The sequence below is a fragment of the Kurthia populi genome (genome assembly GCF_042686175.1).
Taxonomy (GTDB): domain Bacteria; phylum Bacillota; class Bacilli; order Bacillales_A; family Planococcaceae; genus Kurthia; species Kurthia populi.
Map to the genome: position 1 here is coordinate 1 of NZ_JBHUOR010000014.1, position 25,464 is coordinate 25,464.

Consider the following 25,464-nt stretch of genomic DNA (forward strand, 5'->3'; position numbering starts at 1 on the left):
GTAATTCCCAATTTATACATAAAAATAGAGAAGGTGATGTCAAATTCGACATCACCTTCTCTATTAAAGGCTGGAATTTTCACTTATGTCCCAGCCTCTTTTTTCACGCTTCAGTTTTTTTAATTTTCTGACTACAGTCGGTTGGCTAACTCCTAGCAACGCAGCCATTTCATACGTAGTAGTCGCTTTTTCTTGTGCCTTTTCAAATAATTTGCGCTCAATCGCTTGAATCGCTTCGTTCAAATTAAGCGATTCACATTCTTCTAAATGCAGAGAGGATGGTAGCTCTTGCATGATTTCTATTGGTAGCTGATTGGGCATTATCACAAGACTATCTGTCGTTAACACAAGGCGCTCGAGTGCATTGGCTAATTCTCGTGTATTTCCCGGCCATTCATAATTTAAAAAAGCTTGAAAAGTAAGTGGGTGTAGCTTTTTTAATGTATCGTATTTTTTATTCATTTCATCTAAATAATAATGGATAAGTGCGGTAATATCTTCTGGACGTTTTCGTAATGGGGGAATGTCTACTGAAATGACATTTAGCCGATAATATAAATCTAAACGAAATTTTCCTTCATCCACCATTTTTCGTAAATCACGATTTGTGGCTGTCACTAATCGGAAATCTACATTGCTTTCTTTTTGGCTTCCAATTGCTTTAAATTTTTTTTCTTGTAATACTTTTAGCATTTTTACTTGCATTGTTAGTGGCATTTCCCCAATTTCATCTAAAAATAGCGTCCCTTGATGAGCTTGTTGAATTAACCCCATTTTCCCATTCTTACTAGCACCTGTAAAAGAACCAGACTCATACCCAAACATTTCTGATTCAAATAAAGTTTCAGGAATGGTACTACAGTTCACTTCAATGAAAGGCCCTTTAGCACGATTGCTCTGGTCATGAAGATAACGGGCAAGCATACTTTTTCCCACACCTGATTCTCCTAGCATTAAAACAGCTGCGTCTGTATGAGCGACACGGTTTAGTATCGCTAACACGTTGTCAAAGGATTTACTACGATATGTAATTTGGGCCTTTGATTGCAGCGAAGACATTTCAGCTTGTACGCTTTCGAGTTTTCGTTGTAATTTATCATAATTTTCATGCAAGTTTAAGATATTCATTTGGTCTTGCGTATAACAAATAACGTATAACAAAGTGCCATCTTCATTAAAAATTGGATAGGCGGTTGTCATTAAAAAACGGTTTGTTTTTGTTTCTTGCATGACTTGCGCTTTGCGTTGGGTTTGAATAACGAATGAAATAACAGAAGGCTTTAAAATTTGCTGTTCTTCTAATTCATAAACCGTTTTCCCAACAATAGCCGACATATTGTCTATGCCATAAAGATGCCAATGCTCTTCATTCGTGAAAAGAACAACTCCATACTGATCTGTAATGGTAATATTATTATTCGATGTCTCAATAATTGATTGTAATAATAAATGTAAATCGATTAGTTTCGTCATAATTTCACCTCTATTCATTATAGGCTATATTTCCAAAAAACAACAAAAAGAACGCGTACTTTTACTCTCTATTAAAAAACATGCCCCCTATATAGAGGTCATGCTTTTATTTTTTGCAAGGAAATTGCTTTAGGATCGGGTGCTGGCTGCTCGTGATAATGGAAATAGGCAAGCATTAGCTCAAGCTTTCGACAGCAGTAGTTTCGCTCAATTGTAAAGACATTCAGCCAAATTGTCGCAAATAACGTCGTCGACAAAAAGGCAAAGGCCGCGCCTATTGGTAGATGGACATCACTTAGCTTCATATATGCCGCAAGCGCAACGGTAATGGTCGTTAAAAAAATCGCAAAAGGCTGAAAAATACGATTGTACTGCCAATCAATGCTGACCTTTTCCTTTAAAAATGCGACTTCCTTATCCTCAAACTGGCGTAGTAGCGGATAATTATCTTGCTCATCCTTTTTTACGACATCGTATAATTTACGAATGGACATGTCTTTTAGCTCATGTAATGTAGGTTTATTCTCACTCATTTCAACACTCCTTTTATTACAATTATTAGAAAATTGATAATTTTATGTAAATTATATTTGTTTTTTATTAAAAAATCAAATGATACCTAAAACATTAAGAAAAGGGCCTTATGTTATAATCAACTGTAAAAAGAACGGAGAAACGTATGAAAACTATCAAGTTACAACAAACTTTTTTTAAATCGTCTAGAGCCCATAATTTCTCTGGTTCACCTGCATTTGTTAGTAGTGTAGTAGAGCGTACGATTCCTGGCGCTATTTTTTGCGTGAAGCAAAGCTATGTGATTCGCACGGATTCCGGACTTTATTTCGTGACAGGGCCTGTTGAAGAGGAACTATACGCCTTTTTACAGCGCTGTATGACGGGCGAGGGACGTTTTACGCTATTTGTGACAGATACGAGTTGGCAACAACGACTAGATGCGGCTCCGCTTCGTAAAATACCACGCTATGCCTATTCACTTGATACAGCGGTCTATCAAGCATTACCTCGCTTGCACACTGCATATCCTATACAGCGCATTGATGCCAAAACCATTATGATGTCAACGGAATTCCCACAAGTCTATTACGAAGAATATTGGGGAAGCGTGTCACAGTTTTTAGCACATGGCAGTGGCTTTTGTATGATGGACGAGGAACAAATCGTTGGGGAGGCAACTGCCATTTTTCAGTCCACTACAGCGGCGGAGGTCGATATTTTCACGCACCCTGATTACCGCGGCAAAGGCATTGCCAAGCAACTAGCGATGGCTTTTATCGATCATTGCTTAGCGCAGAACATCACGCCTCACTGGGACTGTGATGTAAGGAATACCGCCTCGATTGTCTTAGCGGAGAAAATCGGGTTTACGGCGAGAAAGCCTTACGCAATTTATGTAAGGAAGTAGAAACTGTCCAATAAATGGGCAGTTTTTTTGTGTGCAGAATTATTCTTAAAACATTTTACGTATATTTCAAACAAATAGTGTATACTTTTTCCTTATTCATTCGTTTAATTAGCAGAAAGGAGAGAGATGCGTGGACAAAATTGCGAATGAGCAGCTAATTCAGGTGATGAATGACGTTTATTATTATCTGGTGAAAATTGGCGCAAATCCAGAACAGGCAAGGGATATTGTACAGGATGCAATTTACAAATCGATGGTGCATCTAGTGGCGATTGATACGAATAAGTATAAAGCATGGGTATTTAAAACCGCTATCCATCTTTTTTATGACCAGTGTCGACGTTCAAAAAAATTTGAGCAAGTTGAATTGGATGATGCCTTAAAATCATCTAATGCGCTCATAGAAGAGCAGCTCATCAAAAAAGAACAGGCGACACAAGTACAACGGGTGCTAGCGCAATTACCCTATTTACATAAGCAACTCTTATTATGTAAATATGATTTAGGCTGGTCATATCAACAAATTTCTGCCTATTTTGATATACATACTAACACGGTTAAAACTTATTTAGCGCGAGCAAGAGCAAATTTCAAACAGCTTTATGAACAAGGGGGCTATGAACAATGACAGATCCATTTAATGAAAAAGAACTGACAAAAACATTAAAAAAAGCAAAACAGCGCACTTTATTAAAAATGACAGTAGTGGCACTGCTAATTAGCGTGGCGGTAATAGCAGCTAGCTTTTACGGTCATCGTTATTGGATGGGAAAAATACAAACAGAGGTCATGCATGAGAAAGTGAATGAGCAAGCTTTTATGAGCTCAGCTAATACCTTTACAACGAATGTGAGCGAGACACAGGGATTTTTAAAAGGCACGATGACGCAGCAAGTATATAAAATTATTGAGGATACAATAATTCCATGGGATACCCAAACAATTCATTATACAAATAAAGGATTCGAATCAACGACCTTTACAAGCACGACAATTTCAGTAGATGATACAACAGAGATTCATATTCCAGATGGTCAACGCATCATGCAGTTTTATGTGCCACAATATCAATACAAAACCTATGAAAATGATTTAGCTAATATGAAGCAATATCCTGATGATAAATATATAGAGATGGCGATTTCATTTGAGGATAGCTTTCCATTTGAACATGTACAGAAAATGCTTCCGAAAGAACTTCATGTGACCTGGTATTGGGTGAATGATTTTGACTCAAAAAAACAAAAGCGTGATATGCCAGAATTAGATGGCGATTTATACGGATTCTCTGCACCTAATAAAAATACTACTGTTTTAGCCCAAAAACTGTTAACGAGTGAAGAAGGAATCAATACACCAGAACGATTCTTAGAAGCACTTAAAACATATTCTAAAGAAGACTATGAACTACTAAAAAAACGGCAGCACAAGAAATTTATTGCTGGGGTTGTCGTAACCGGTACGAAAAAAGATTTAGCTATTTTAAAAAATCAATCTTATATTAAATCGTCAAGTATAGGTGCAGTAGTTGATAAAAATTAGCTTTATCATTTCTTAAGATTTCTACTAGCCATTTCTTCATTTTTCTTCTTTACACTGACAATAGTAAAGGAGACTGACATACATGAAAAAACGGCTGAAATCCCTGATATGACAAGCTTTTCAGTCTCAAGGGATAATCGCGGTGGAAAAATAATCACAAATAATTTAAATTAATTTTAAAAAAGTGGTTTATCTTTATTTTATCGGGGAACAGTACAACTAATAATGATGCAATCCCATACCACGCTATACAAGCAACACGAACAAGTAAGGCGTCGTATCGAGAATGTGTTATGTCTCGATCGTAGACACATGTTGCGGGACTTAACCAAGCCGTTAACATTGTGTAAGTAAATAAAGTTATTTAAGCAACATCACGTAACAAAAATAGAAGTTTCAATTGATTGCATCATTAGGTGCTACACGGACTGGCGTTTTTGAGCCAGTCCTTTTATTTATTCAAAAAAGCGAATGGACGTTCGAATCCATTCGCTTTTTTTGATATAATAAATGTATGCAACAGCGCCTCTTAGAAAGGAGGCGGTTTATGTCGGCGGTTCTTTTGTATGTTTTTTCGACGCTTATTCTACCGATTACACTACTAGCTGCGCGTAGTTTCTGTAAAAACTATTGCTACAGCAAAGAGTGGACGGACAGTAAGGGCGTCAAACATTTTCGCGGCTATAATTGTCAGCCAAAAGAAAAAGACCCTAATCATGAAGATTAAGGCCCATCCGAAGTTAAACACGTAAGCTGCTGTAACAGCTAATGTGTACGCTCTCACACAATTCAACTACTTGAGAGGTCCGACACTGAGAGCTGTAACTCATCAGTGACGTCTGTTGCAAAGGCGGTGTTCGCGCACCGTCTTTTTGTATGGCTTCATTATAGCATATTTTTCAGTCTTGTTACCGTAACTTGTTTTGGAAATAAGGAATTTTTAATAAAAACGCACATAACGGAATGGCTACTATGAGTCCAATCACATTTTGTACAATATCACCAGGAATCGATGCCAGCGGCGCTACCCAGTTATTATACAGAATCCCTTCGCCGACATAGTACACCGCAATCATCACTGGCATTGAAATCACCGCAGCCATAATATTAAGCCCCATATGATTTCCTTTATGACCCTTCGCCCATGCAATCTTCCCGACAATATAGCCCTGTAAGCCACGTGCTACAAAGGTAATTGGTGCCCACAATAGCCAGCCACCTACCATATCAAAGAGCGCCATACCAATCGCTCCAGCGTATGCCCCTTTTTTCGGTCCAAATAGGATCGATGTAATAAATAGCATTGCTGTCCCCATATGCACAAGCCCACCATTTGCTTTAATTGGCAATTTAATATTTAGTAGCATTGTACAAACAAATACAAGCGCAATAAGCACCGCTGTCATAACCAGCTCTAATGTTCGTTTATGTGTTTCGGAATATCCATTTACATTTTGCATATTCATCTTCCTCACTCATTGTTAATTTACAGATTATTCTGAAGCAAAACTGACATAAAGAAAAGTACCAATTTATTAAAAAATGATAGGGTCAGTTTAGTTAGTAGATATGATAGAATGAAGAAAATTAAACTAAAGAGATGGGTTGAACGATAATGAAAAAAGTAGCGGTTATTCAGGACATGTCCTCTTTTGGGAAATGCTCGCTTACTGCAGCTATTCCAGTGCTTTCTGTCATGGGCGTACAGGCTTGTCCGCTTCCGACAGCTATTTTAACAGCACAAACAGCATATGATAGCTATTATTGTAAGGACTTAACAGCTGAGATGCCCCACTTTATCGAAGAGTGGGGGAAAATGAATGAAACCTTTGATGGCATTCATACCGGCTTTGTGACAGGGGAGCAACAGATTGACCACATTATGCAGTTTTTAGCGCGGTTTCAAACGACAGATACAACGGTGCTCGTCGATCCTGTCATGGGCGACATGGGAGATTTGTATAAGATGTATACGAGCCATTTACTAGAACGAATGCGCGCGCTAGTGAAACAGGCAACGATTATTACGCCAAACATTACAGAATGCTGCTTATTAACCGGCATTCCGTATGAGAAATTACATAGTTATCACGAAGAAGAAAGCTTTATGCAGGCGGTAGAGGAAGCGGGACAGGTGCTCCATGCACAAACAGGCGCCCAGGTTATTATTACGGGTGTAACATCATCCTATACAGAGAAGCCTTCGATTAGCAATGTCGTCATCGATGCCAAGCAGAGCTTTTATCATAAACAGCCATTTAACGGCCAAAGCTACTCCGGAACAGGCGATTTATTCGCATCTGTCGTCATAGGTGGGCTATTACGCGGCCAAAGCCTAGAAGAAACAATCAAACTAGCAGAGCAATTTTTAACAGCTGCTATTGAAACCACCGCTAAACAAACAAGCCTGACAAAAGCAGGTGTTTATTTTGAACAGCATTTAGGCATGCTATTGTAGAGAAAAGAATCGCTTTGGCGGTTCTTTTTTTATGGTGGAAAACGGTAAAATGAGGGTATTTAGGGAAGGAAAGGTGGCGAATTTATCATGATTGTTCAAAAACAACAATTCCAATTAGCGTATACATTTGAAGATGGGCAAGAAATTCCTTTAACATTAGGCTATGAAACATATGGTACGTTAAACGAAGCGCGCGATAATGCGATTTACATTGCACATTATTTTAGTGCGAGTAGCCATGCAGCGGGGAAATACCATGCGGATGATGCAGCGCCTGGTTATTGGGATGCACTGATTGGCCCTGGGAAGGTAATTGATACCGAGCGATTTTTTGTGGTGAGTATCGATAATGTGTGTAATGTCGCACCTTATCTCCCAAGTGTTGTGACGACCGGTCCTACATCGATTAATCCAAAAACAAATCAACCATATGGCTTGGATTTCCCTGTATTTACGTATCGCGACATGGCAAAGATTGCTCATCAATTTTTAAGTGAACAGCTTGGCATTTCTCAGCTTTATTTAGCGATGGGGGCTTCTGCAGGAGGGTTTCAAATATTAGAGCTCGGCTGTGAGTTTCCAACATTTGCGAAGCGGATTACCGGCGTCATTACCAATGCACAAAATCCGACATGGACTTCATTGACTGTCTTACAGCCGGCGATGCGTGTTTTAGAGCTAGATGCGAATTGGCCAACCAAAGACGCGAAGGAAGGCTTACAGCTAGCCGTACAAATGATGAATACGGGCGCTTTCACTTCTACGTTCTACGAAAAAACATATCCACGCATTCAGGATGATGAGGCAACCTATACAGATTTGAAAATACCAGCTACCTATGAAGTAGCGCTTTCGCAAACAATTAAACAAAATCTACCGGTACTTGATCCAACACATTGGTATTATACATGTAAAGCGACCATGCTACAGGATTTGGCCCGCCAGCGAGGTTCGTTACAGGAAGCAGCTGCGCGATTTGAAGCTGATGTACTACTCATTTCATGTGATGATGATTTACTGCAGCCCTCATCCTACAATGCTGAATTTATTACGCTGTTGAAGAATGCCCATAAAACAGCAGACCATTTTCATTATCAAAGCACTTATGGGCATATGGCAGGGATTTTAGATATCAAGCCTTATGAAAATCGATTAAAAGAATTTTTACAATAGACAAGGAACACGGAGAAATCCGTGTTTTTTTATTTTAATATCAGTATAGGACTTTTGTCTATTTAAAAAATAATTTAATTTATATCAAAAGTTTAAAATAATTGTAATAATATGTTTTTTATATTACGATTTTAACTATGTTTATTAATTATTTGATTTTTCAGATAGTTATAAGCGATTTTAATATTATGATGGGGGTTATTACATGAAAAAAGGCGTATCAATTGCCGTAGCTACAGTTCTAACACTTAATTTAACGACTTTACCAATCCTTGGTTATGCAACCGAATCGGAGACAAAAAACAGTGTACGTGCGAACACTGAAAATACCACCGCTTCTGTACAACCATTTTCTTTAAAGAATAGCGCATATTTAGCAGACTATGAGGCACTTTTTAAAATTGATTCTTCTCATATACAATCCATCAAAAACAATGGTGGCATTTATCATAAATCATTGCTAGATTATGCGATTGATGGTGATACAACCACGCACTGGGAAACAGGAAAGCCGAACAGTGATACATTTACGAATGAGGTCATATTTACATTTAATGATACGGAAGAGCTAAATCGAATTATTTACACCCCTCGCCCAGGTGGTAAAGGGTTTGCACAGCAATTCGAAATTTATACTTCTACTTCCGAAGCAGAAGATGATTTTACACGCGTAACTGTAGGCGAATATACTAGTTCGACGAATGATACGATTGAAATTCAATTTGCAAATACAGAATTTAAACGTTTAAAATTCGTTTTTAAAAAGGCCAATGCAAATTGGGCAGCCGCAGGGGAATTTTCCTTTTACAAACAAGACCAAATAGCTGAAGAGATGAACAGCCTTTTCTCAAATAATCTAATGGCAGAAGTAAGCACAACCTATAATTCACCTGCTAAAATTGAGGAGCTAGAAAAGCAAATTGCAAAGCACCCGCTTTCTGAAGAATACAAATCACAAATTTCCTTAGCGAAAAAAATTGTCAATGGGGAGTTGCAAACAGAGGGACGCATTATCACAGCTGAACAGCGTGGAAATATGGCGAGTTATGCACAGCAAACATTAAAAATGCCCTATGGCTCAAATTCGCAGCCTACAGGAATTGCTGCTCTAGTTGGGGAGGAATTAACCGTCTATGTAGAGGCAGATAGCACACAGCCACTACCACAACTCATGTTTACCCAGCAGGAGGGAAGCTGGAATGCGTGGAATCGAACGGTTAATTTAAAGCCAGGAAAAAATGTCTTTACTGTACCCGCAATTTATACGGGGAATGTGACACAAGGTGGCGCTGTCTATATTATCAATCCTTATACAGCTGAACAGCAGAAAAAAGCGCCGGTTTTACGTTTTGAAGGTGGGGAGCGTTTCCCTTTATTTAAAAAAGGAGATGATGTTGCGGTATTTAAAAGCTTTTTAGAAACCTATCAGCAACGACTAGCGAAAGATGTTGAAGCCCACCCGGAGGTAAAGGACCGTCAATTAATTGATGTGACTGAAATTATGAGTGATCGCATCTTATTTACAGGTACCGCTTCAGAAGCATATAAGCAATTTATTACTAATGATGTCAATCCGCAAACGACCGTTAGTGGATATGATAGATGGATTAAGAAACTATTTGATTTTACGGGTTTTGACAGTAGTAAGACAGTGCATACACCAGGAAAAATTCGTGAAAATATTCGATTAATGCAGCCCTATGGTGCGATGTATGCAGCAGGGAATCATACCGGTATACAGCGTAGCACCGTCCCATTTTTATTTAGTGGGGATTTCAGTAAAACGTATCCGGGCTGGGGCTTAACCCATGAAATTGGGCATCGAATGGCGGTTGGCATGCGAGAGTACGGAGAAGTGACAAATAATATGGTCTCGATGGCAATGTCAGTAGAGTATAATGCGCTCGATAATCGAATTCCATATGAAACGATTTACAAGCATGTTATTAAAGAAAACCAAAAATCGATGACGGCACAAGGATTATCCGAACGCTTAGGTGCTTTTTGGCAGCTAGAATTAGCTCATCCAGGTTACTGGGCTGAACTGAATAAACTTTACCGTGAACAGCCTGTTTCCTTACCAGAGGGTGATTACTCAAAGCAGCAATATTTAATTCAATATTCTTCACAGGTACTAGAACAGGACTTAAGCAGCTACTTTGCGCGACATGGCTTCACTGTAGGTGATGATACGAAAGAGAAAACGAGTATTTATGAGGCGCCGACAAAGATTTGGTATTTAAATAATAGTGTGATTTCTTATAAAGGACATGGCTTTACCGAGGACGCGCAGCCACAAGTTGATTTAACGCATGCAGCAACTAAAAATACGATTTCACTAGAGATGGACCCAGACAATCAAGAGCATGTACTTGGTTATGAAATTTACCGAGATGGTAAGCTTTTAGCATTCACTGCAACGAATAGCTTCACCGAGGAAATCACAGAAGATGCGACCTATCAAGTTGTTGCATACGATAAAAAGCTAAAGGCTTTAGAAGCTGTAGAAGTCCATACTACGCAGCCTGAATTGTCAATTGAACATCACGTAACCATTCCTGTAAATAGTGCATTTACGCCAAGTGATTACGTGACGGCTAAAAATAGCGCAGGTGATACTATTACTGACAAGGTTTCTATTACATCCAATGTCGATACAAAAGTTCCTGGTGACTATACGGTGACCTTTGAACTACCCCCACTTAGCCGTTCTTCGAACGTTGCTTGAAGTGGGAGATTCCTACGAACAGTGCTTGCTTGTTTCCAGTTGCTCGAAACAGCGGCTTCACTTTTTTTAGTAGGCTATCCCCGTCGTTCCTACGGTTGTTGCTTTAAAAGTCTTAACCCTTCGATTAAGATATTCTTACTTGCATTAATATCTCGGTCTAGTGTCGTACCACAAGATGAACAAGTCCACACACGAATAGCTAATGGTTTCTTGCCATCTCGATGACCGCAAGTATGACAAATTTGGCTCGATGGGAAGAATCTGTCGATTTCAACAATTTTTCTACCGAACCATTTCGCCTTATACATCAGTTTTTGCACAAAAGAGGACCATGACACATCACGAATCGCTTTCGCTAACTTATGATTTTTCAACATGCCTTTTGTGTTTAAGTCTTCAAGACAGATGACGTCATAGTGACGAATCAATGCCGTTGACAGTTTATTCAAAAAATCTTCACGTTGAAACGCGACACGCTCACGCAAACGAGCCACTTTACGACGTTGCTTTTGGTAGTTCATGCACTCACGTAGGTTACGACCCTCTTTTTTTGCTTGCTCGTAGCGACGTGACAATTTGCGCTGCTCACGTTTTAACTTCTGCTCCATTTTGGCTGTAAAGCGTTGGTTATCCACTTTACGTCCATCGGACAGAATCGCAAAATCGGTGATACCTAAATCAATTCCTACAGCTTCATTTGTTTGAGGCAATGGCTTAAAGTCTGGTACTTCGCATAGGACAGACACGTAAAACGTACCACTCGCATTGTATTTAATCGTTGCTTTTAGAATACGACCTTCAATATCACGCGACTTCGCAAATTTTACGAGTCCTAATTTTGGTAGCTTCATTTGATTACCGACAATCGCAATATTGTTATTCGTATTCTTCGTAGTATAACTTTGAACTGGATTCTTTTTACTTTTAAAGCGAGGATAGTTATTTTGCTTTTGAAAGAAACGTTGAAAAGCGTCTATTAAATTTTCATAAGAGGCTTGTAATGCCACACTATCTACGTTGCGTAGCCATGCCGTATCCTCTTGTTTTTTCAGCTTTGTGAGCATTTTGGACATAATGGAACGATTCAACCCTTTTCCTTCTTCTTCATAAGAAGTCTTCCATAACTCAAGAAAATGGTTGTAAACAAAACGACAATGCCCATGGGTTTGATGTATGAACGCTTGTTGATCTTTATTTGGGTAGATACGGAATTTATACGCTTGATATGGCATGACAGACACCTCCTTTTTTCGAATAGTATAATAGGAACGGATGTTCTTTTCAACAAATTAGTACTGGCAGAATCATTGGGTTCGCATTCATCCCCTCCCTACTCACTACGTTCCTTAAGGGAGGGGGATTGTGCGAAGAAATGATAAAATAGAGCAGGAGGGTCAGCAAAAAACGAAGAAAATGCGTGTTGTTGTTGCCAATCAGGTGACCTATACCTCAGATATTGACCCTGTATCAGCTACCATTGCATGGGGCGGCTTTCAGCGAGATAAATCGCCATCAGGCAAAGCTATTCATTTACTTCGTCAGGGTGTCGATACCACATACAAAAAAGGGCTTGGGACACATGCTCGCTCAACAGTCATTTATGATTTGAGTAACAGTGACTATGATTACTTTGAAAGCTATATTGGTATTGATCAGGAGATGCAGAATAATACCTCCTCGTCTGCTCGTTTTGAAGTATCTGTGGACGGCAAGCAGGTGTATGGCAGTAACACCTTTTATTCTACTACTTCAAGCGGCTTCGTAAGTGTTTCATTGAAGGGCGCAAAGGAGCTGAAGCTTGTCACAACGGATTCTGGCATTAATGGAAATGCGGCAGATCATACGGTATGGGCTGACGCGAAGTTTGTAAAACGATAGTGTTTGTTAGAAATGCTTTATTAAAAATCGTCAAAAGCTCAACTAGCGTCTTTTGACTACGACATAATTTTAAATATGTGCCAAACAAAGCCTAAAGACGCAGGGAATATAAGCATTTGCATAACTATTTTGTATTTAAAAGCTGAACTAGCATAATTTAATATGAATGTAAGCGATAGTTATTAACTTTAAGCATAGAAAAAGGCTTGTTTTTGCCTGAAATGAGGCAAAAACAGCCTTTTTTGTTTCTCCGAGGGATCATTTTTGTCGAGCTTTAAGCGTGGATCTGGGCATTTGCTAGCGCGATTCTAGAAAACAGCAAGATGCTTGATTAATTTTCATTTTTCTATGTTGAAAACGACCTTTACAGTCCCGAAAATGACGAAAAAGGGGCGAAATCTGGGCTCAAAGGGGTACTTTTTAAGTTATTTTTATGCTATATGATACCAAGCATGCACAACTATCCTGCAAAGAAATGATAATGATTTACGAAAACCTCCTACTCGAATAGATACTTGTTAAATGAACAGGCTTATTCTCATAGTGTTGACACATATTTATTGATATGTCGTAGCCAAAACACGCTTTCTAAGGTGATGCGCGATTTCTGACGATAGGATTGGTGAGCTACCATATGAAAAAAATCGGTGTTAATTTTTTGGGTATAGAGAGAAGAGGAATTTGATAGACTAAGCTCATCAAGAAATGAAAGAAGGATGCATATGATTTCACAACCAGCGTTGATTGACGAATATTATCAAATGCTACTTGAAAAAAATTCACACTACGAGGGCATCTTTTTTGTTGGGGTCAGGACAACAGGTGTTTTTTGTCGACCGACCTGTCCAGCGAAAAAGCCTAAAAAAGAAAACTGTGAATTTTTCAAAACAGCGCAAGAGGCAGCGCTTGCCTCGTACCGCCCCTGTAAACGATGTCAGCCGCTTCATACACCGACTACATTATCAGCAGACGTACGAAAATTAGTGGAAGCCATCGAAGCAGATCCTGAGAGAAAATGGCGTGACCGAGATTTTGAGGAATTATCCATCAGTGCCAATACAGCACGTAGGCAATTTCAAAAAACATTTGGCATGACGTTTTTAGAATATGCACGTGCGCGAAGACTTAGGATTGCCTTCAATCATATACGTAATGGCAAGCCCCTAATTGAGACACAGCTTGATAGCGGCTTTGAATCTAGCAATGGGTTTCGTGATGCCTTTACACGAATTATGGGAAATGTACCGCGCAGTAGTGGCGACATTCGCTTATTAACTACCACTTGGATTGAAACAAAACTTGGACCTATGATGGCCATTGCAGATGACGAGGCCCTTTATTTGCTCGAGTTTGTCGATCGTCGAGGGCTGGAAAATGAAATCCTTACTATACGTAAAAAATTAAATGTAGCGATTGTGCCTGGGACAAATAAGCTCCTACAGCAGTTAACTACGGAATTAGCTGCCTATTTTGAAGGAACCTCTATGACTTTTCAGACACCCCTTTCAACTGAAATTGGCACACCCTTTCAAAAGGTAGTTTGGGAACAACTCCGCCAAATTCCAGTCGGTGAAACGAGAAGTTACAAGGAGCTCGCCATCCAATTAGGTAAACCAACAGCTGCCCGTGCAGTTGCACAAGCAAATGGTGCCAATCAAATCGCACTGCTTATCCCGTGCCACCGCGTTATTAATACAGATGGGCAGTTCGGTGGCTATGGAGGGGGACTGCAGCGAAAGGCTTGGTTGTTGGAGCTAGAAGGTCAATAAAAAAGGAAGTGCTTCTTCATGCGAGCACTTCCTTTTTATTATTTTAAATAATCTAACGTAGCGTGGCCTAATACCTTAGCTGCAATAGCTAATGCTCGCTCATCAATATCAAATTTAGGGTGATGATGTGGATAAACCTCGGACCATTCAGGATTTTTAGCACCTGTGAAGAAGAAATTGCCTGGTACGTGTTCAAGATAGTAAGCAAAATCTTCTCCGCCCATTTGTGGTTCACATACTAACCCTTGAAGCTCAGGCATTTTTTCGACGGTCTGCATAATATGATTCGTTTCAGCAGGATGGTTCACGACTGCTGGATAGCCTCGCACATATTCATACGTATAGCTCGCTTTCATGTAAGCACACGTCGCCTGTAATAACGACTCAATTTCTTTTTCAATTAAATCGCGTTCTTCTGCATTAAACGTACGAACAGTCCCTTTTAAATACACCTGGTCTGCAATTACATTAAACGGATTCAATGCTTCAATATGACCAATTGATATAACCGCTGGGTGGAGGGGATTAATTCGTCTTGAAACGATTTGCTGTAAATTCAAGATAAACTGAGAAGCGATTAAAATGGAATCCTTCGTATCACTTGGATTAGAGCCATGTCCGCCTTTACCTTGAATGGTAATATAAATCGCATCCGCAGCTGCCATTAGTGGCCCGGGTGCCGTATAAATCGTCCCTAGCTCTAGTGGCGCCCATAAGTGTGTGCCGAAGATGACATCTACCCCCTCTAAGCACCCATCCTCAATCATCGCAATCGCGCCTCCCGGGGCAAGCTCTTCGGCATGTTGATGAATAAATACAATCGTTCCTGCAAGCTCATGCTGTAGCGCATTTAATGCTTTTGCGACAATAAGGAGCGTAGCGGTATGGCCGTCATGCCCACACGCATGCATGCGCCCATTAATTGTTGATTGAAAAGAGAGCCCTGTTTCTTCCGTAATAGCCAGCGCATCAAAATCAGCTCGTAGCGCAACAGTTTTTCCAGGCTTATGTCCCTTTAATGTTGCGACAACACCGTTACCACCCACATGCTCACGTACGTCATGTCCTAAAGCACGATGAAAGGCAGCGATTGTCTTAGGTGTTTCTACTTCCTCATACGAAAGCTCCGGGTTTGCATGGAAATGACGACGAAGCGCAATCATTTCTTCCTCATACGTATCAATTAATGTACTAAATTTCTCCTGTTGAATAATCGACATGGAAACATCTCCTTATTTTAAATGAATAAAATCACCAGGTCCTAGCGGTAAATCGAATAAGAACCAAATGGCAAATAGAATGACCCAACCAATCGCAAAGACAATAGAGTAGGGAAGTAGCGCGGAAATTAATGTCCCAATGCCAATATTCTTGTCGTAGCGTCTTGCGAAAGCTAAAAGAATGGCGAAATAAGCTAGCATAGGTGTGATCGGATTGGTGATAGAATCCCCCACACGATAGGCAGCCTGTGTAACGGCTGGTGAATAGCCTAAGTACATAAACATCGGTACAAAAATTGGAGCTAATAATGCCCATTTTGCAGAAGCGCTGGCAATTAGTAAGTTGACAAAGGCACAAATTATAATAAAGCCAATAATCATCGGAAGGCCGGTAAAGTTTAATGCTTGTAATAGCTCAGCGCCTTTAATTGCCATAATCGAACCAATATTACTCCAGTTAAAGTAGGCAATCATTTGCGAGGCCACAAACGCTAATACGATAAACGGGGCCATATCTGCAATTGATTTAAAAATTTTCTCTGCAACATCTTTATCTGATTTCACTTCTTTTGACGCAATACCATAAGCAAGTGCTGGTAAAAGGAAGAAGAAGAGCATGATTGGCACAATACCTGTCATAAATGGTGAGTTTAAGAAGCTACCTGTTTCCGGATCTCTTAAAAGACCATTAGAAGGAATGACCATAAATGCAATAACGACACAATAAATAATTGTGACAATGGTTGCCCATTTTAAGCCTTTTTTCTCCAGTGCAGTTAATGGTTCTAATTTGTCTACAGCGCCCTCAAATTTACCGAAACGCGGTTCTGTAAACTTTTTCGTAACCCAAGTACCACAAATTACTAAAACGAATGTGGATGCGATAAGGAAGTAATAGTTCATTGTGGCACGACCTGTATAGTCTGCATCTGCGATATGTGCCGCAGATTCGGTAATCCCTAGTAGTAAAACATCGAGAGAGCTAATCAATAAGTTAGCGCTAAAGCCGCCTGCTACTGCTGCATATGTAACGATAAGACCAGCAATTGGATTACGCCCGATGCTCATAAAGATAAGCGCTGCAATCGGTGGTAAGATAATAAATGCTGCATCGGCTGCTAGATTACCGACTAGACCTGTTAAAATAAGCACAGGGACGATTAATTTCTCAGGTGCGGCCATAACCGTTTTTTTCATCATAGCGGAAATAAGACCTGTTTGTTCCGCTAAACCAATGCCAATCATCGAAACGACTACCATACCAAGTGGAGGGAAACCTGTAAAATTATTCAGCATTTCTGTTACAATCAAGATTAAGCCATCTTGACTTAATAAATTGACAACGGTAATCGTTTCTTCTGTGCCAGGCTTTACGGCAGATAAACCAATTGTAGACAGTAACCATGATAAAATTAGGACAAGTCCAGCCATAATGACAAAGAGTGTAATCGGATCTGGTAACTTGTTTCCTGCTCGCTCAATTAAATCTAAAAAGCGGGTGATAAACGATGACTTTTGTGTGTCTGCATTATTCATGTTCTTCATCTCCTTTAAAATGAACTAGACGTTTCAACGTTTGAATATTCTGTCTTTTTTAATTAAAAGACACAAGTTGAATAGGTCTTTTATAAAATGAAACCATATAATGATAAAATAGGCAATAGCTATTTTAAACGAAAAGAGGCTCTATCATGTATAAAATAAACGTTTTTACAGCAGAATTATCTTTGTCATGGATTAAAGAATTAGATGCTATCAAGCCGAATAATTATGAGTTAGTCTATTTTACATACAAGCATTTTGATGATTTAAAAATGCTGTTGGATACGCATTTATCTGAAGGGGCTGGGGCGTTGTTTAGCGGACAAATTCCCTATTTCTTTGCACAAACGCAGTTTAAGCAACTTAAAATTCCGATTGCCTATTTTGATATTTCGGAGCGGGATTTTTACCGTGTTTTAACGGAATTATTTTATAAGCATCAAATATCGTTATCTGAACTGGCGATTGATTTTTGCTATGAGGAAAATGACTATTTAGGGATTCATGAATGGTCAGCGGATGAAGCACCGTATTTATTTAGTCAGACAATCAATTCCTATTCCACACAAAAAATTATTGACCAACTAGCGCAGTGGCATAAGCAATTACATTCAAGGCAGGACGTAAAGCTTAGTTTGACACGCGTTGCAGAGATTCCGGCGATGCTCGAGGTAGATCAAATCCCGTATTTACTTGTACATCCGTCAAAGCATGCGATTAAAACGACGTTTAAAAAATTTATGTATCAATTGGAGCTACAACGATTTCGTCGCAACCAATTAGTAGTGGCACACATTCATATTCCTGTTGATAAAATGAATGTGGATGCGCTGGAGTACCGGCAAATCGCTTTATACAAAGCGATTTTAGATTTAAAGGAACAGGATGAGACGATTTTGGTTCACCGAGAAGCGGCATCGATTGTGTTATTAACTACCTATGAGGCCTTTATGAAACGCACGCATGATAAAACAAAGTGTGAGCTTGTAGGCTATTTGCATAAAACCTTGTCATTTCCTGTGAAGGTGGGCTGGGGTGTTGGTGAGGATGTATTAGAGAGTCGTGAATTTGCACAAAGAGCTGCACAACTTTGTTCATCTAAAGAAACCCAAGGCTGGATTATCGAACAGCATCATAAACAAGGACCATTATTACCAGATGTAGTAATTACTTTTGATGAGCAGGAGCAAGATTTTTTAAGAGAACTTAGTGAGCAGTATGCATTTCCACTAATTCAACTGCAAAAAATAGATGCGGTAGTTAAAGAGCTTAAAAATCCAATTTTAAATGGGGATTTATTAAGTGAAAAATTAAATATTACGGTCCGTTCAGCGAACCGTATTTTACAGCATTTACAAGAGAAAGGACTTGCGGCAGAGCTACCAACGATTACAACAAGCTCTAGAGGACGCCCGAAAAAGTTTTACGAAATTCAATTTCCAAAGCACTAACACATATTTACTACGACAATTTAAAATAAGCAAACGCAAACTATTTATTAGACCCTCTTTTTGCGTCAATAAATCAGGTTAAATATAAAACTTTAGTAAACCTTTCTATTTTATATAAGTTAACTAGGTTAATTTAAGATAACTTTTATAATTAAATAGAATAAAATAATTTATTTTAATAAATTATTGCTTATACCGATAAGACACCATTACGCGAATTTGCAAAAAAGATATTTCATAGAGGATTCTATTTACTGAGAGAGGTTCTAAATAAATGCGGATGATACGTGGTTTGTTCGTGGACATAATAAATGGGCTTCCATTAGTGGTGTAATTAATTTAATAATCAAACGTCTAACTAAATTCAGCGGTCATAAGACAGTTATGACCGCTGAATTTGTTGAAGGTGCGCTGTAGAGATTTCAAAAGGCGTTTGTTGCTTCGTTGTATAAACCAATGAACTTATACAAGTAAATCAGCATTTTTTTGAAAGTATGATGTACCAGAAATAAAAAGTGAAGTCACTTAATCGACTTCACTTTTTTAATGTTTTATGATTAAAATTATCCCTACTAATCTAAGTTTTGTGCTGCCAATAGAACGGCCTTATCACTATCTTGCTTCATAGATTAGTTTCCTATTTAAGATTTATTTTAAATATTGCTCTTTATATTGTTCTAATGAGGAAAGCCATACACTATTAATCTCTTCATTCGTTACAGCTATAACAGTCATTTTTGATGTCAACTGAAAAATGGGTTCAAAACATTCTAGTAAATCAAAATCTTTTGCAGAGAAATCGGAACACAGCCAGTAAACTTTTTCATAAATATTCGGGACTTCGGTTCCATCACTTCGCTCAATTTGATAATCTTGCTCTTCTTTATTTTCATAAAGATACAAAAGAAAAAGATATAACCATTTGTACTTTAATTCATAAACATCTTTTTGTTGATTCATTATTCCATTCGGGATTAATTCTAATAAATATGTTTGTATTTCCATCGAATCTTTTTCGGATGCAATAGCAATACTAGCAATTGTATCTGAAACGCCATCTTCATTTTCTAATTCATCAATGGCTTTTTCAATAGCTACAGCAGAATCTATATATTCACCTAACAACCCAAAATAAATATCACGCCATTTCAACTCAATATGACGATGTAAAAATTGATAAGGAATCTTTATATTCATCGAATTCTCCGGAACAAGAGAATTTTTCACATTATTCACCTCTAGTATATTCTATTTTTTATTGCTACTCCCCTAGCTATCGCTTAAATAATAATCTCTTCTTACGAAATTTTAATATCCTTCACGATCTAAAACATTTGCTTTCTTTAATATAGCCATTTCCTGTAAAAATTTTTCGTTTTGATCATACGTATAAGCAGTTCCAATTTCCGCATGGATTATCACATCAAGTGAAAACTACATTTTGAAGCATTTGCTAAACTTTTTATCATCATTAATCCGTTGTCTAAAATTTCTTTTCCAATACTCACTAACTTCTAGAGTCGAATTTTCACTAATAATTCTTAGGATTTTAGGGAAATCTGGATGATACTCTAGTTTTTCATTTTCTACTAAATGCAATCCTTTAATGAAATATTCACTAGCTACATTTTTTTCACCAAGTTTATTATAAATCATACCTACATTAATCAATAAACTAGAAATTTCTCTTTTATCATCCAATTTATAAAGGTTTGATAAAATTGAATGTATCGCTTTTTTCTTCATCATGAAAAGTTCAAAAAATAATGCTTTATACACTATCAAATTGTATTTATCCATTTTTATATCGTCCTTATCAAATAAATTTTCCCCTAACCCAATTTCCCTTTCAGTTAATCCATCTATTTTCCAACTATTTTTTATTACTTTTGTTTGTCCTTCCTCTGGCCAAAATATAACTGAATAACTTTTGTTTATTTTCGGTTGTTTTTTTGGAGAATATTCTATTTCACTATCATAATCACAAAAGCCATATCGGAAGTTTGTTAAATTGCTCAAATTGATAACCCACGTAATTATTTTTTTCTCTATTGTATCGATTACTAAATCATTTAGTCTACTTTCATCTAAATGCAGCACATAGCCATAAAAATTTTTTTCTCGTTGAATACTAATGCTCATCGGAATTTCTTGAAAATCATCAAAATTTGCAATGTACCCCATTATTTCTCCATAATAATTTTTTGTTAATATTGTAAAGTCTATATCTTTAGTTTTTTTTCAATCCATTTTTCTCCATCTTTATCTAAAGAGATTTTCCATTCAACAATAATCAGTCCCATTTTCTTTAAAAAAGATACGACAATTTGAAGTTCTTTCGCTATACTTTTTTCATTTTCATATACTAAACCTACATTTATCATAGTTATCATCCTTGTAGTTAAGACTTTGCCTTACTTTATTCTGAATCCATGAATTCTTCTGGAGTAAGCTTCCAACCTGATATGAAATTTCTTTTTCAAATTTAGTTGCTTGTTTTTTATTATAGTTCTCTTTGAATCCAAAATCTTTTCTGTGCGATTTTTTTGCACAGCCTTCGTACTAAATTTAGGAGTCAGGCAAAGTAAAGTTTTTTATAAATCTTTTTATTGTTATTCCAGGCCCATTCGCTGGATTGTAGTAGCTTGCTTGTAAATAGTAGTTCTTCGTTATTATAGAAGTATGCATGTGTTGTGTCACCAATTGTTTTCGTTAAACGTAAACCATTTTCGGTACATTTACTAATTAGACATCATTACTCAATTTCGTAAAAAGAGTTGTTTCGATGATTGATAGCGAATATAATAGCAAAAATAGTATCAAGAGGCGTGTGAGCATGAAGATTATTATTGATGATTTAACGAATGAGCAGTCTCAGGGGTTGATTGGGCTGCATTTAGCGGATATGGCTGGAAATTCTCCTCCTGAAAGTATGCATGCGCTATCGGTTGATGGCTTAAAGCAAGCGGATATGACGTTTTATAGTGCCTGGGAGGGTTCTGAGATTATGGGTTGTGGTGCTTTAAAGGAATTGTCGCAAACGGAGGCGGAGTTGAAATCGATGCGCACGGTAGAGAAACATTTAAGAAAAGGTGTTGCCGCAGCCATTTTACAGCGTATTATTGATGATGCGATAGAGAGAGGCTTTACAACATTATCTTTAGAAACAGGTTCAATGGACGCATTTAAGCCGGCTCATCGCTTATATGAACGTTTTGGCTTTATCGCCTGCGGTCCTTTTAGTCAGTATAAGGAAGATCCCAATAGTGTATTTATGACAAAAGAATTAACATGTAGGGTGTAAAGAAGCGAGAAGTTCTTATGGATTTCTCGCTTTTTCTTAGTTTCTTTTTACGCTATGATTAAAGAAAGGAGGTTACAACATATGGCGTTTTATGACGATTTAGATGTACAGCATATTCATACAAAGCTTTCTCATTTATCGACGCAAGAAGTCGAATTATTAGTGAAGGCCTATTATGAGGAAATGATGCCAGTTGTTAATTTAATTGCTTATTATGCACTAGATGTACAGCCCAATACGTTAACGCAGTATTTTCCAGATGCCTTTGTACATGAGCACTGCGAGCTATGTGGTCATACACCTTTATTATTACCTCTACAAAATCGCTCTCAAATTCGACGTATGAATGAAATCGATACGATGCGTTACTGCCCTATTTGTGAGCATCACGATAAAATGCAATGTCACTGTGACGCATGTTTAAAAGAGCAACAAATGCGCTACCAAATGTTTCAATTAACAGAGGATGAGCTGAATGAAAAAGAACAGACGCAAATTGCAGCATTTTTAACTGAGCTTTCCCATACTTCTAATGAGATTCAGTTAACGCGTGCTGAACGATTTTATGTAACAGGGCTGCTGCAACTGGCTTATGATAAAGAAAAACAACAGATTATGCCCCTTTGCAACTATTCAGAAGAATTCACGCCAAGCAAGGTGCTGACAACGCGTATTTTAAAGGACTTAGTAGACAGAAGAATTTTACTGCCATGCTTAGAAAATAGTCTGTCTACAGCTTTTCACTGCGAGGATATAAACTTTTTGCGGACATTGCATGACCCGAACTATTGGAGCGGAAAGTGGACTGTAGCTGAACAAGAAGCGGCCTATACACATTTTGAAAAGCTAAGAAACAAGCCGCCTATTATTCATTATGAAGAAGCGGCCTTTCGTTTAAATATGGCATCAGAAGAAATCGACGACCTTTTTATCGCTCGAACAGAAGGACGTATGTTTTACCAGCGTATGTGGAAGGAATTAGCGATGGCTCATGGTGAATTTTATGCAGCTTATTGCAAATTGCCTACTCCCCTACAAAAAATTGATGATGCATTAGACAAGCATTCCATTAGCGAAGTTTATACGTTTATCCAACGAGGCTTTACGTCCTCAAATATTGAAAAAAGTGCGCGTATTAAACCACTTAGCCGTTTAGAGAATCTTCTTTTTACGCAAATGATGGGCATTGGAGAAGATGGCTTTTTCACACGCCCTACGTTTATTTAATACAAATTATTTCCCATTAAAAAAACACGGATTTCTCCGTGTTTTTTTTTAGACAGATGGTGGTCGATTCACAACTAATACATTATCTGCCTGTTGTTTTTCTAAGTAATCAATAAGATCCACACCATAAATCCCTTCCGCATAATCCATCTCTGATTCATAAATTGGTATAAGCTGATTAGTGACAATAAAGAATCTTTCATTCGATGCAGCAGAAACATCATTTTCTATTGGAGGTCTGGCTAAAAGATGCGTCATGTTTGTATACTCAGAAAGAATTGCCGCTATTTCCCCTTCTACCGGAAATGTTGTATAAACATCTAGTTTCAATGAATTTTTCCGAACGTGATACCCTAGTTCTGCCATTAGACGGAGTGGCCAATTTTTTTCAGGAAGTGTCCATTCCTCTTCAGAAGCGACCCAATTAAGTGGTAGTTTCATCATCATCTCCACTACTTTAGTCGAATAAGTAGTGGACTCTTTTGTGGACACATTATCGCTGACACCGAGCGTGCAAACAACATAATACGGATGTTTCTTTGTTGGATAAATGATATTTCCACTAATTGGAATGGAAGGATTACTTTCTACGGTTAAGTGCGTAAATTGAAACGCAATCGGTCCATACTCTGTTTCAAATCGTTGGCGTATTGTTTCCGAATTAGACAGTTTTTTAGGTTTTTTAATTGATTTAGATGGTCCCTCACTTGCGGGCATATCCACAACCGCAGGACGTTGAAAATCAATCACTTCCTGTACTTGTGCCACAGCTAGTTTTTCCTGTAACGCTTCATTTCCATTTACTTCTGCATACTGCCATTCGGCTTTGTATACCGGCACCAGTTCATCGATGCGAATCTCTTTCCCTTCTATAGGCAGACGTTGAATGTCCGAATCAGTAGGAGCCGAAATCAACATACCGCTTAAATGGGTTTCGATGTCATAGACGGTAGCTAAACCGTCGTTATTAGAGACGATGTCCCCTCGCTCAGGTTGGGTTTTTTCAGCATGTGGGATATTTGCTAATTTAATCAACCAATTAATCGGCCATTTTTTATCTTTATCTGACCAGTCTGCCTCGCCGTCAAGCCAATCTGCGGGTACTTTCATCATATTTTCCACATATAACAGGTTATACCCAACCGCGCGGTCACTCATACCTGTTGTAAATAAAACATAATACGGATGGGCGGCTGATGGGGCAATAATATGCGCCTGAATCGGTACCTCAGAAGGGAAATTTTGATAATAGGTTGTTTGAATCGGACCATACACCTCTTCAAACGCCGCACGAATTACCGCATGACTGGATGGTTCTTCGTACTCTTCCTCTTCTTCTTCATCCTCATAGTCCTCGTCCTCATCATCGTATTCTTCTTTAGGCGTTGTACGCGGCACATGGGCGGCGGGTAAGGTCGCATTATGGGCCTGAATGAGCGCTAGAATTTCTGTTTGATTTTGTTCTTTCGCCATCAGCGTGGCATCTTTTCGTTCAAAATAGCGAATTGTTGTGTCCGCGCCATGTTCAATTAATAATTGCGCCATCTCTTTACTTCCCGCCAAAATAGCCCCGAATAATGGGTCTTGGTGAGGATGTTTTGGGTTTTCAAAATAAATCTTGGCACCTAATTGAAACATTTCTTTAAACAAATCCACATGCCCTTCTGATATTGCATTTCTTATCGGTGTATGGCCATAATTTTTATCTTCTATATTAATATCCATCCCCATTTCTATGAGCCATTTCACGATAGCTGATTGATTATACTCAGCTGCTAAATGTAAAACCGTTCCAACCGGTGTATAGACATGAAAGATATCTTCATTTTGATTGTATAGTTGTTGTAATGTTGCTAGGTCTCCATTTGTAATCGCTTTATTTACTTTTAAGATTAAATTTTCTTCCGTCGTATTTTCTTGCATATTTTCCCCTCCAATTATACTTCTTTTGCTATTTTTTCTTGTTCATATAGCGTCTCTATGATTGCTTCTCTTGTAAGTTCATTTTTATCTGCTTTTTTTAACGCTATCACAACAGCCTCTAAATTAGAATCCGTATGCTATCTTAGATTTGGGGCAATAACCATATTATATATAAGCTAAGTATAGGGTCTATATTATTTTGTTTTAAAATAGCTAGCTTGTCCTTCTTGTACCAATTCTTGTTGAAATTTATAAATGTCAACTAATCTATGTACATAAACGCTTACTTAAAGGTGCACAAAATCACGCATCATCAGATGCTAAATGGTCTTTTAAACGATATGAATCTCCAA

General features: G+C 38.2%; 22 protein-coding genes. 12 read left to right on the forward strand and 10 right to left on the reverse strand.

Features of this window, described 5'->3' with window-relative positions; translation table 11 throughout:
- Nucleotides 1–63: 63 nt before the first annotated feature.
- Nucleotides 64–1,473: a sigma-54 interaction domain-containing protein gene (locus ACFSY7_RS02335; RefSeq protein ID WP_380146669.1), complete on the reverse strand. Its 1,410-nt coding sequence runs from the start codon at nt 1,471–1,473 to the stop codon at nt 64–66.
- Between the two features lie 98 nt (nt 1,474–1,571).
- Entirely contained in the window at nt 1,572–2,006 is a 435-nt protein-coding gene (locus ACFSY7_RS02340; protein ID WP_380146670.1) for a hypothetical protein, read from the reverse strand.
- A 146-nt stretch (nt 2,007–2,152) separates the two neighbouring features.
- On the opposite strand from ACFSY7_RS02340, the gene ACFSY7_RS02345 reads away from it, so the two are divergent.
- From ACFSY7_RS02345 to ACFSY7_RS02360, 4 genes are all read left to right on the forward strand, one after another.
- Nucleotides 2,153–2,896, forward strand: a complete 744-nt coding sequence (locus ACFSY7_RS02345) for a GNAT family N-acetyltransferase (protein WP_380146671.1) — start codon at nt 2,153–2,155, stop codon at nt 2,894–2,896.
- 130 nt (nt 2,897–3,026) lie between these two features.
- Complete coding sequence (locus tag ACFSY7_RS02350; protein WP_380146672.1) at nt 3,027–3,524, forward strand: RNA polymerase sigma factor; 498 nt, start codon at nt 3,027–3,029, stop codon at nt 3,522–3,524.
- The gene (locus ACFSY7_RS02355) at nt 3,521–4,438 is read left to right on the forward strand and encodes an anti sigma factor C-terminal domain-containing protein (RefSeq protein ID WP_380146673.1); all 918 of its coding nucleotides are present in this window, start codon (nt 3,521–3,523) and stop codon (nt 4,436–4,438) included. Before ACFSY7_RS02350 ends, ACFSY7_RS02355 begins: the two co-directional genes overlap by 4 nt.
- Before the next feature lie 547 nt (nt 4,439–4,985).
- On the forward strand, nt 4,986–5,165 hold the full coding sequence (locus ACFSY7_RS02360; protein ID WP_126991352.1) for a hypothetical protein: 180 nt from the start codon (nt 4,986–4,988) through the stop codon (nt 5,163–5,165).
- A gap of 181 nt (nt 5,166–5,346) precedes the next feature.
- Here ACFSY7_RS02360 and ACFSY7_RS02365 read toward each other — a convergent pair whose 3' ends face one another.
- Nucleotides 5,347–5,898, reverse strand: coding sequence for an ECF transporter S component (locus ACFSY7_RS02365; RefSeq protein WP_126991351.1), 552 nt, complete (start codon nt 5,896–5,898; stop codon nt 5,347–5,349).
- 155 nt (nt 5,899–6,053) lie between these two features.
- Here ACFSY7_RS02365 and ACFSY7_RS02370 point away from each other — a divergent pair, with 155 nt between their 5' ends.
- From ACFSY7_RS02370 to ACFSY7_RS02380, 3 genes are all read left to right on the forward strand, one after another.
- Complete coding sequence (locus tag ACFSY7_RS02370) at nt 6,054–6,896, forward strand: pyridoxamine kinase (protein WP_380146674.1); 843 nt, start codon at nt 6,054–6,056, stop codon at nt 6,894–6,896.
- Nucleotides 6,897–6,983: 87 nt separating this feature from the next.
- Complete coding sequence (locus ACFSY7_RS02375) at nt 6,984–8,069, forward strand: homoserine O-acetyltransferase family protein (protein WP_380146676.1); 1,086 nt, start codon at nt 6,984–6,986, stop codon at nt 8,067–8,069.
- Between the two features lie 205 nt (nt 8,070–8,274).
- Nucleotides 8,275–10,797 carry a M60 family metallopeptidase gene (locus ACFSY7_RS02380; RefSeq protein WP_380146677.1) on the forward strand — a complete coding sequence of 841 codons (2,523 nt, stop codon included), beginning with the start codon at nt 8,275–8,277 and terminating at the stop codon, nt 10,795–10,797.
- A gap of 89 nt (nt 10,798–10,886) precedes the next feature.
- Here ACFSY7_RS02380 and tnpB read toward each other — a convergent pair whose 3' ends face one another.
- Nucleotides 10,887–12,029, reverse strand: coding sequence for an IS200/IS605 family element RNA-guided endonuclease TnpB (gene tnpB / locus ACFSY7_RS02385; protein ID WP_380146678.1), 1,143 nt, complete (start codon nt 12,027–12,029; stop codon nt 10,887–10,889).
- 130 nt (nt 12,030–12,159) lie between these two features.
- Between tnpB and ACFSY7_RS02390 the strand changes: the two genes are divergently transcribed.
- Together ACFSY7_RS02390 and ACFSY7_RS02395 are read left to right on the forward strand one after the other, a co-directional pair.
- Nucleotides 12,160–12,675 (forward strand): NPCBM/NEW2 domain-containing protein, encoded by a 516-nt coding sequence (locus ACFSY7_RS02390; RefSeq protein ID WP_380146680.1) that lies wholly within the window; start codon nt 12,160–12,162, stop codon nt 12,673–12,675.
- Between the two features lie 722 nt (nt 12,676–13,397).
- Nucleotides 13,398–14,444, forward strand: coding sequence for a bifunctional transcriptional activator/DNA repair enzyme AdaA (locus tag ACFSY7_RS02395; RefSeq protein WP_380146681.1), 1,047 nt, complete (start codon nt 13,398–13,400; stop codon nt 14,442–14,444).
- 38 nt (nt 14,445–14,482) lie between these two features.
- Here the strand turns inward: ACFSY7_RS02395 and ACFSY7_RS02400 are convergent, their stop codons facing one another.
- Both ACFSY7_RS02400 and ACFSY7_RS02405 read right to left on the reverse strand, forming a co-directional pair.
- The gene (locus ACFSY7_RS02400; protein ID WP_380146682.1) at nt 14,483–15,664 is read right to left on the reverse strand and encodes an amidohydrolase; all 1,182 of its coding nucleotides are present in this window, start codon (nt 15,662–15,664) and stop codon (nt 14,483–14,485) included.
- Between the two features lie 12 nt (nt 15,665–15,676).
- On the reverse strand, nt 15,677–17,200 hold the full coding sequence (locus tag ACFSY7_RS02405) for an AbgT family transporter (RefSeq protein ID WP_380146683.1): 1,524 nt from the start codon (nt 17,198–17,200) through the stop codon (nt 15,677–15,679).
- Between the two features lie 155 nt (nt 17,201–17,355).
- Between ACFSY7_RS02405 and ACFSY7_RS02410 the strand changes: the two genes are divergently transcribed.
- Complete coding sequence (locus ACFSY7_RS02410) at nt 17,356–18,657, forward strand: hypothetical protein (RefSeq protein ID WP_380146684.1); 1,302 nt, start codon at nt 17,356–17,358, stop codon at nt 18,655–18,657.
- A gap of 648 nt (nt 18,658–19,305) precedes the next feature.
- Here ACFSY7_RS02410 and ACFSY7_RS02415 read toward each other — a convergent pair.
- From ACFSY7_RS02415 to ACFSY7_RS02425, 3 genes are all read right to left on the reverse strand, one after another.
- Nucleotides 19,306–19,854, reverse strand: a complete 549-nt coding sequence (locus ACFSY7_RS02415) for a DUF2247 family protein (protein WP_380146685.1) — start codon at nt 19,852–19,854, stop codon at nt 19,306–19,308.
- Nucleotides 19,855–20,091: 237 nt separating this feature from the next.
- Nucleotides 20,092–20,883 carry an Imm64 family immunity protein gene (locus ACFSY7_RS02420; RefSeq protein WP_380146690.1) on the reverse strand — a complete coding sequence of 264 codons (792 nt, stop codon included), beginning with the start codon at nt 20,881–20,883 and terminating at the stop codon, nt 20,092–20,094.
- The gene (locus ACFSY7_RS02425; RefSeq protein ID WP_380146686.1) at nt 20,880–21,041 is read right to left on the reverse strand and encodes a hypothetical protein; all 162 of its coding nucleotides are present in this window, start codon (nt 21,039–21,041) and stop codon (nt 20,880–20,882) included. The genes ACFSY7_RS02420 and ACFSY7_RS02425 overlap by 4 nt, the downstream gene beginning before the upstream one ends.
- Before the next feature lie 452 nt (nt 21,042–21,493).
- Here ACFSY7_RS02425 and ACFSY7_RS02430 point away from each other — a divergent pair, with 452 nt between their 5' ends.
- Both ACFSY7_RS02430 and ACFSY7_RS02435 read left to right on the forward strand, forming a co-directional pair.
- Nucleotides 21,494–21,961 (forward strand): GNAT family N-acetyltransferase, encoded by a 468-nt coding sequence (locus tag ACFSY7_RS02430; protein WP_380146687.1) that lies wholly within the window; start codon nt 21,494–21,496, stop codon nt 21,959–21,961.
- 81 nt (nt 21,962–22,042) lie between these two features.
- Nucleotides 22,043–23,188, forward strand: coding sequence for a hypothetical protein (locus ACFSY7_RS02435; RefSeq protein ID WP_380146688.1), 1,146 nt, complete (start codon nt 22,043–22,045; stop codon nt 23,186–23,188).
- Nucleotides 23,189–23,236: 48 nt separating this feature from the next.
- On the opposite strand, the gene ACFSY7_RS02440 is transcribed toward ACFSY7_RS02435, so the two are convergent.
- On the reverse strand, nt 23,237–25,111 hold the full coding sequence (locus tag ACFSY7_RS02440; RefSeq protein ID WP_380146689.1) for a suppressor of fused domain protein: 1,875 nt from the start codon (nt 25,109–25,111) through the stop codon (nt 23,237–23,239).
- Nucleotides 25,112–25,464 lie beyond the last annotated feature (353 nt).

What these genes read in the sequence shown, in the direction of transcription:
- tnpB (WP_380146678.1), bottom strand. Translation starts at nt 12,029, where the DNA reads ATGCCATATCAAGCGTATAAATTCCGTATCTACCCAAATAAAGATCAA.
- ACFSY7_RS02380 (WP_380146677.1), top strand. Translation starts at nt 8,275, where the DNA reads ATGAAAAAAGGCGTATCAATTGCCGTAGCTACAGTTCTAACACTTAAT.
- ACFSY7_RS02365 (WP_126991351.1), bottom strand. Translation starts at nt 5,898, where the DNA reads ATGCAAAATGTAAATGGATATTCCGAAACACATAAACGAACATTAGAG.
- ACFSY7_RS02345 (WP_380146671.1), top strand. Translation starts at nt 2,153, where the DNA reads ATGAAAACTATCAAGTTACAACAAACTTTTTTTAAATCGTCTAGAGCC.
- ACFSY7_RS02375 (WP_380146676.1), top strand. Translation starts at nt 6,984, where the DNA reads ATGATTGTTCAAAAACAACAATTCCAATTAGCGTATACATTTGAAGAT.
- ACFSY7_RS02415 (WP_380146685.1), bottom strand. Translation starts at nt 19,854, where the DNA reads ATGAATATAAAGATTCCTTATCAATTTTTACATCGTCATATTGAGTTG.
- ACFSY7_RS02440 (WP_380146689.1), bottom strand. Translation starts at nt 25,111, where the DNA reads ATGCAAGAAAATACGACGGAAGAAAATTTAATCTTAAAAGTAAATAAA.
- ACFSY7_RS02425 (WP_380146686.1), bottom strand. Translation starts at nt 21,041, where the DNA reads ATGATAAATGTAGGTTTAGTATATGAAAATGAAAAAAGTATAGCGAAA.
- ACFSY7_RS02430 (WP_380146687.1), top strand. Translation starts at nt 21,494, where the DNA reads ATGAAGATTATTATTGATGATTTAACGAATGAGCAGTCTCAGGGGTTG.
- ACFSY7_RS02405 (WP_380146683.1), bottom strand. Translation starts at nt 17,200, where the DNA reads ATGAATAATGCAGACACACAAAAGTCATCGTTTATCACCCGCTTTTTA.
- ACFSY7_RS02395 (WP_380146681.1), top strand. Translation starts at nt 13,398, where the DNA reads ATGATTTCACAACCAGCGTTGATTGACGAATATTATCAAATGCTACTT.
- ACFSY7_RS02355 (WP_380146673.1), top strand. Translation starts at nt 3,521, where the DNA reads ATGACAGATCCATTTAATGAAAAAGAACTGACAAAAACATTAAAAAAA.
- ACFSY7_RS02410 (WP_380146684.1), top strand. Translation starts at nt 17,356, where the DNA reads ATGTATAAAATAAACGTTTTTACAGCAGAATTATCTTTGTCATGGATT.
- ACFSY7_RS02360 (WP_126991352.1), top strand. Translation starts at nt 4,986, where the DNA reads ATGTCGGCGGTTCTTTTGTATGTTTTTTCGACGCTTATTCTACCGATT.
- ACFSY7_RS02400 (WP_380146682.1), bottom strand. Translation starts at nt 15,664, where the DNA reads ATGTCGATTATTCAACAGGAGAAATTTAGTACATTAATTGATACGTAT.
- ACFSY7_RS02370 (WP_380146674.1), top strand. Translation starts at nt 6,054, where the DNA reads ATGAAAAAAGTAGCGGTTATTCAGGACATGTCCTCTTTTGGGAAATGC.
- ACFSY7_RS02435 (WP_380146688.1), top strand. Translation starts at nt 22,043, where the DNA reads ATGGCGTTTTATGACGATTTAGATGTACAGCATATTCATACAAAGCTT.
- ACFSY7_RS02335 (WP_380146669.1), bottom strand. Translation starts at nt 1,473, where the DNA reads ATGACGAAACTAATCGATTTACATTTATTATTACAATCAATTATTGAG.
- ACFSY7_RS02340 (WP_380146670.1), bottom strand. Translation starts at nt 2,006, where the DNA reads ATGAGTGAGAATAAACCTACATTACATGAGCTAAAAGACATGTCCATT.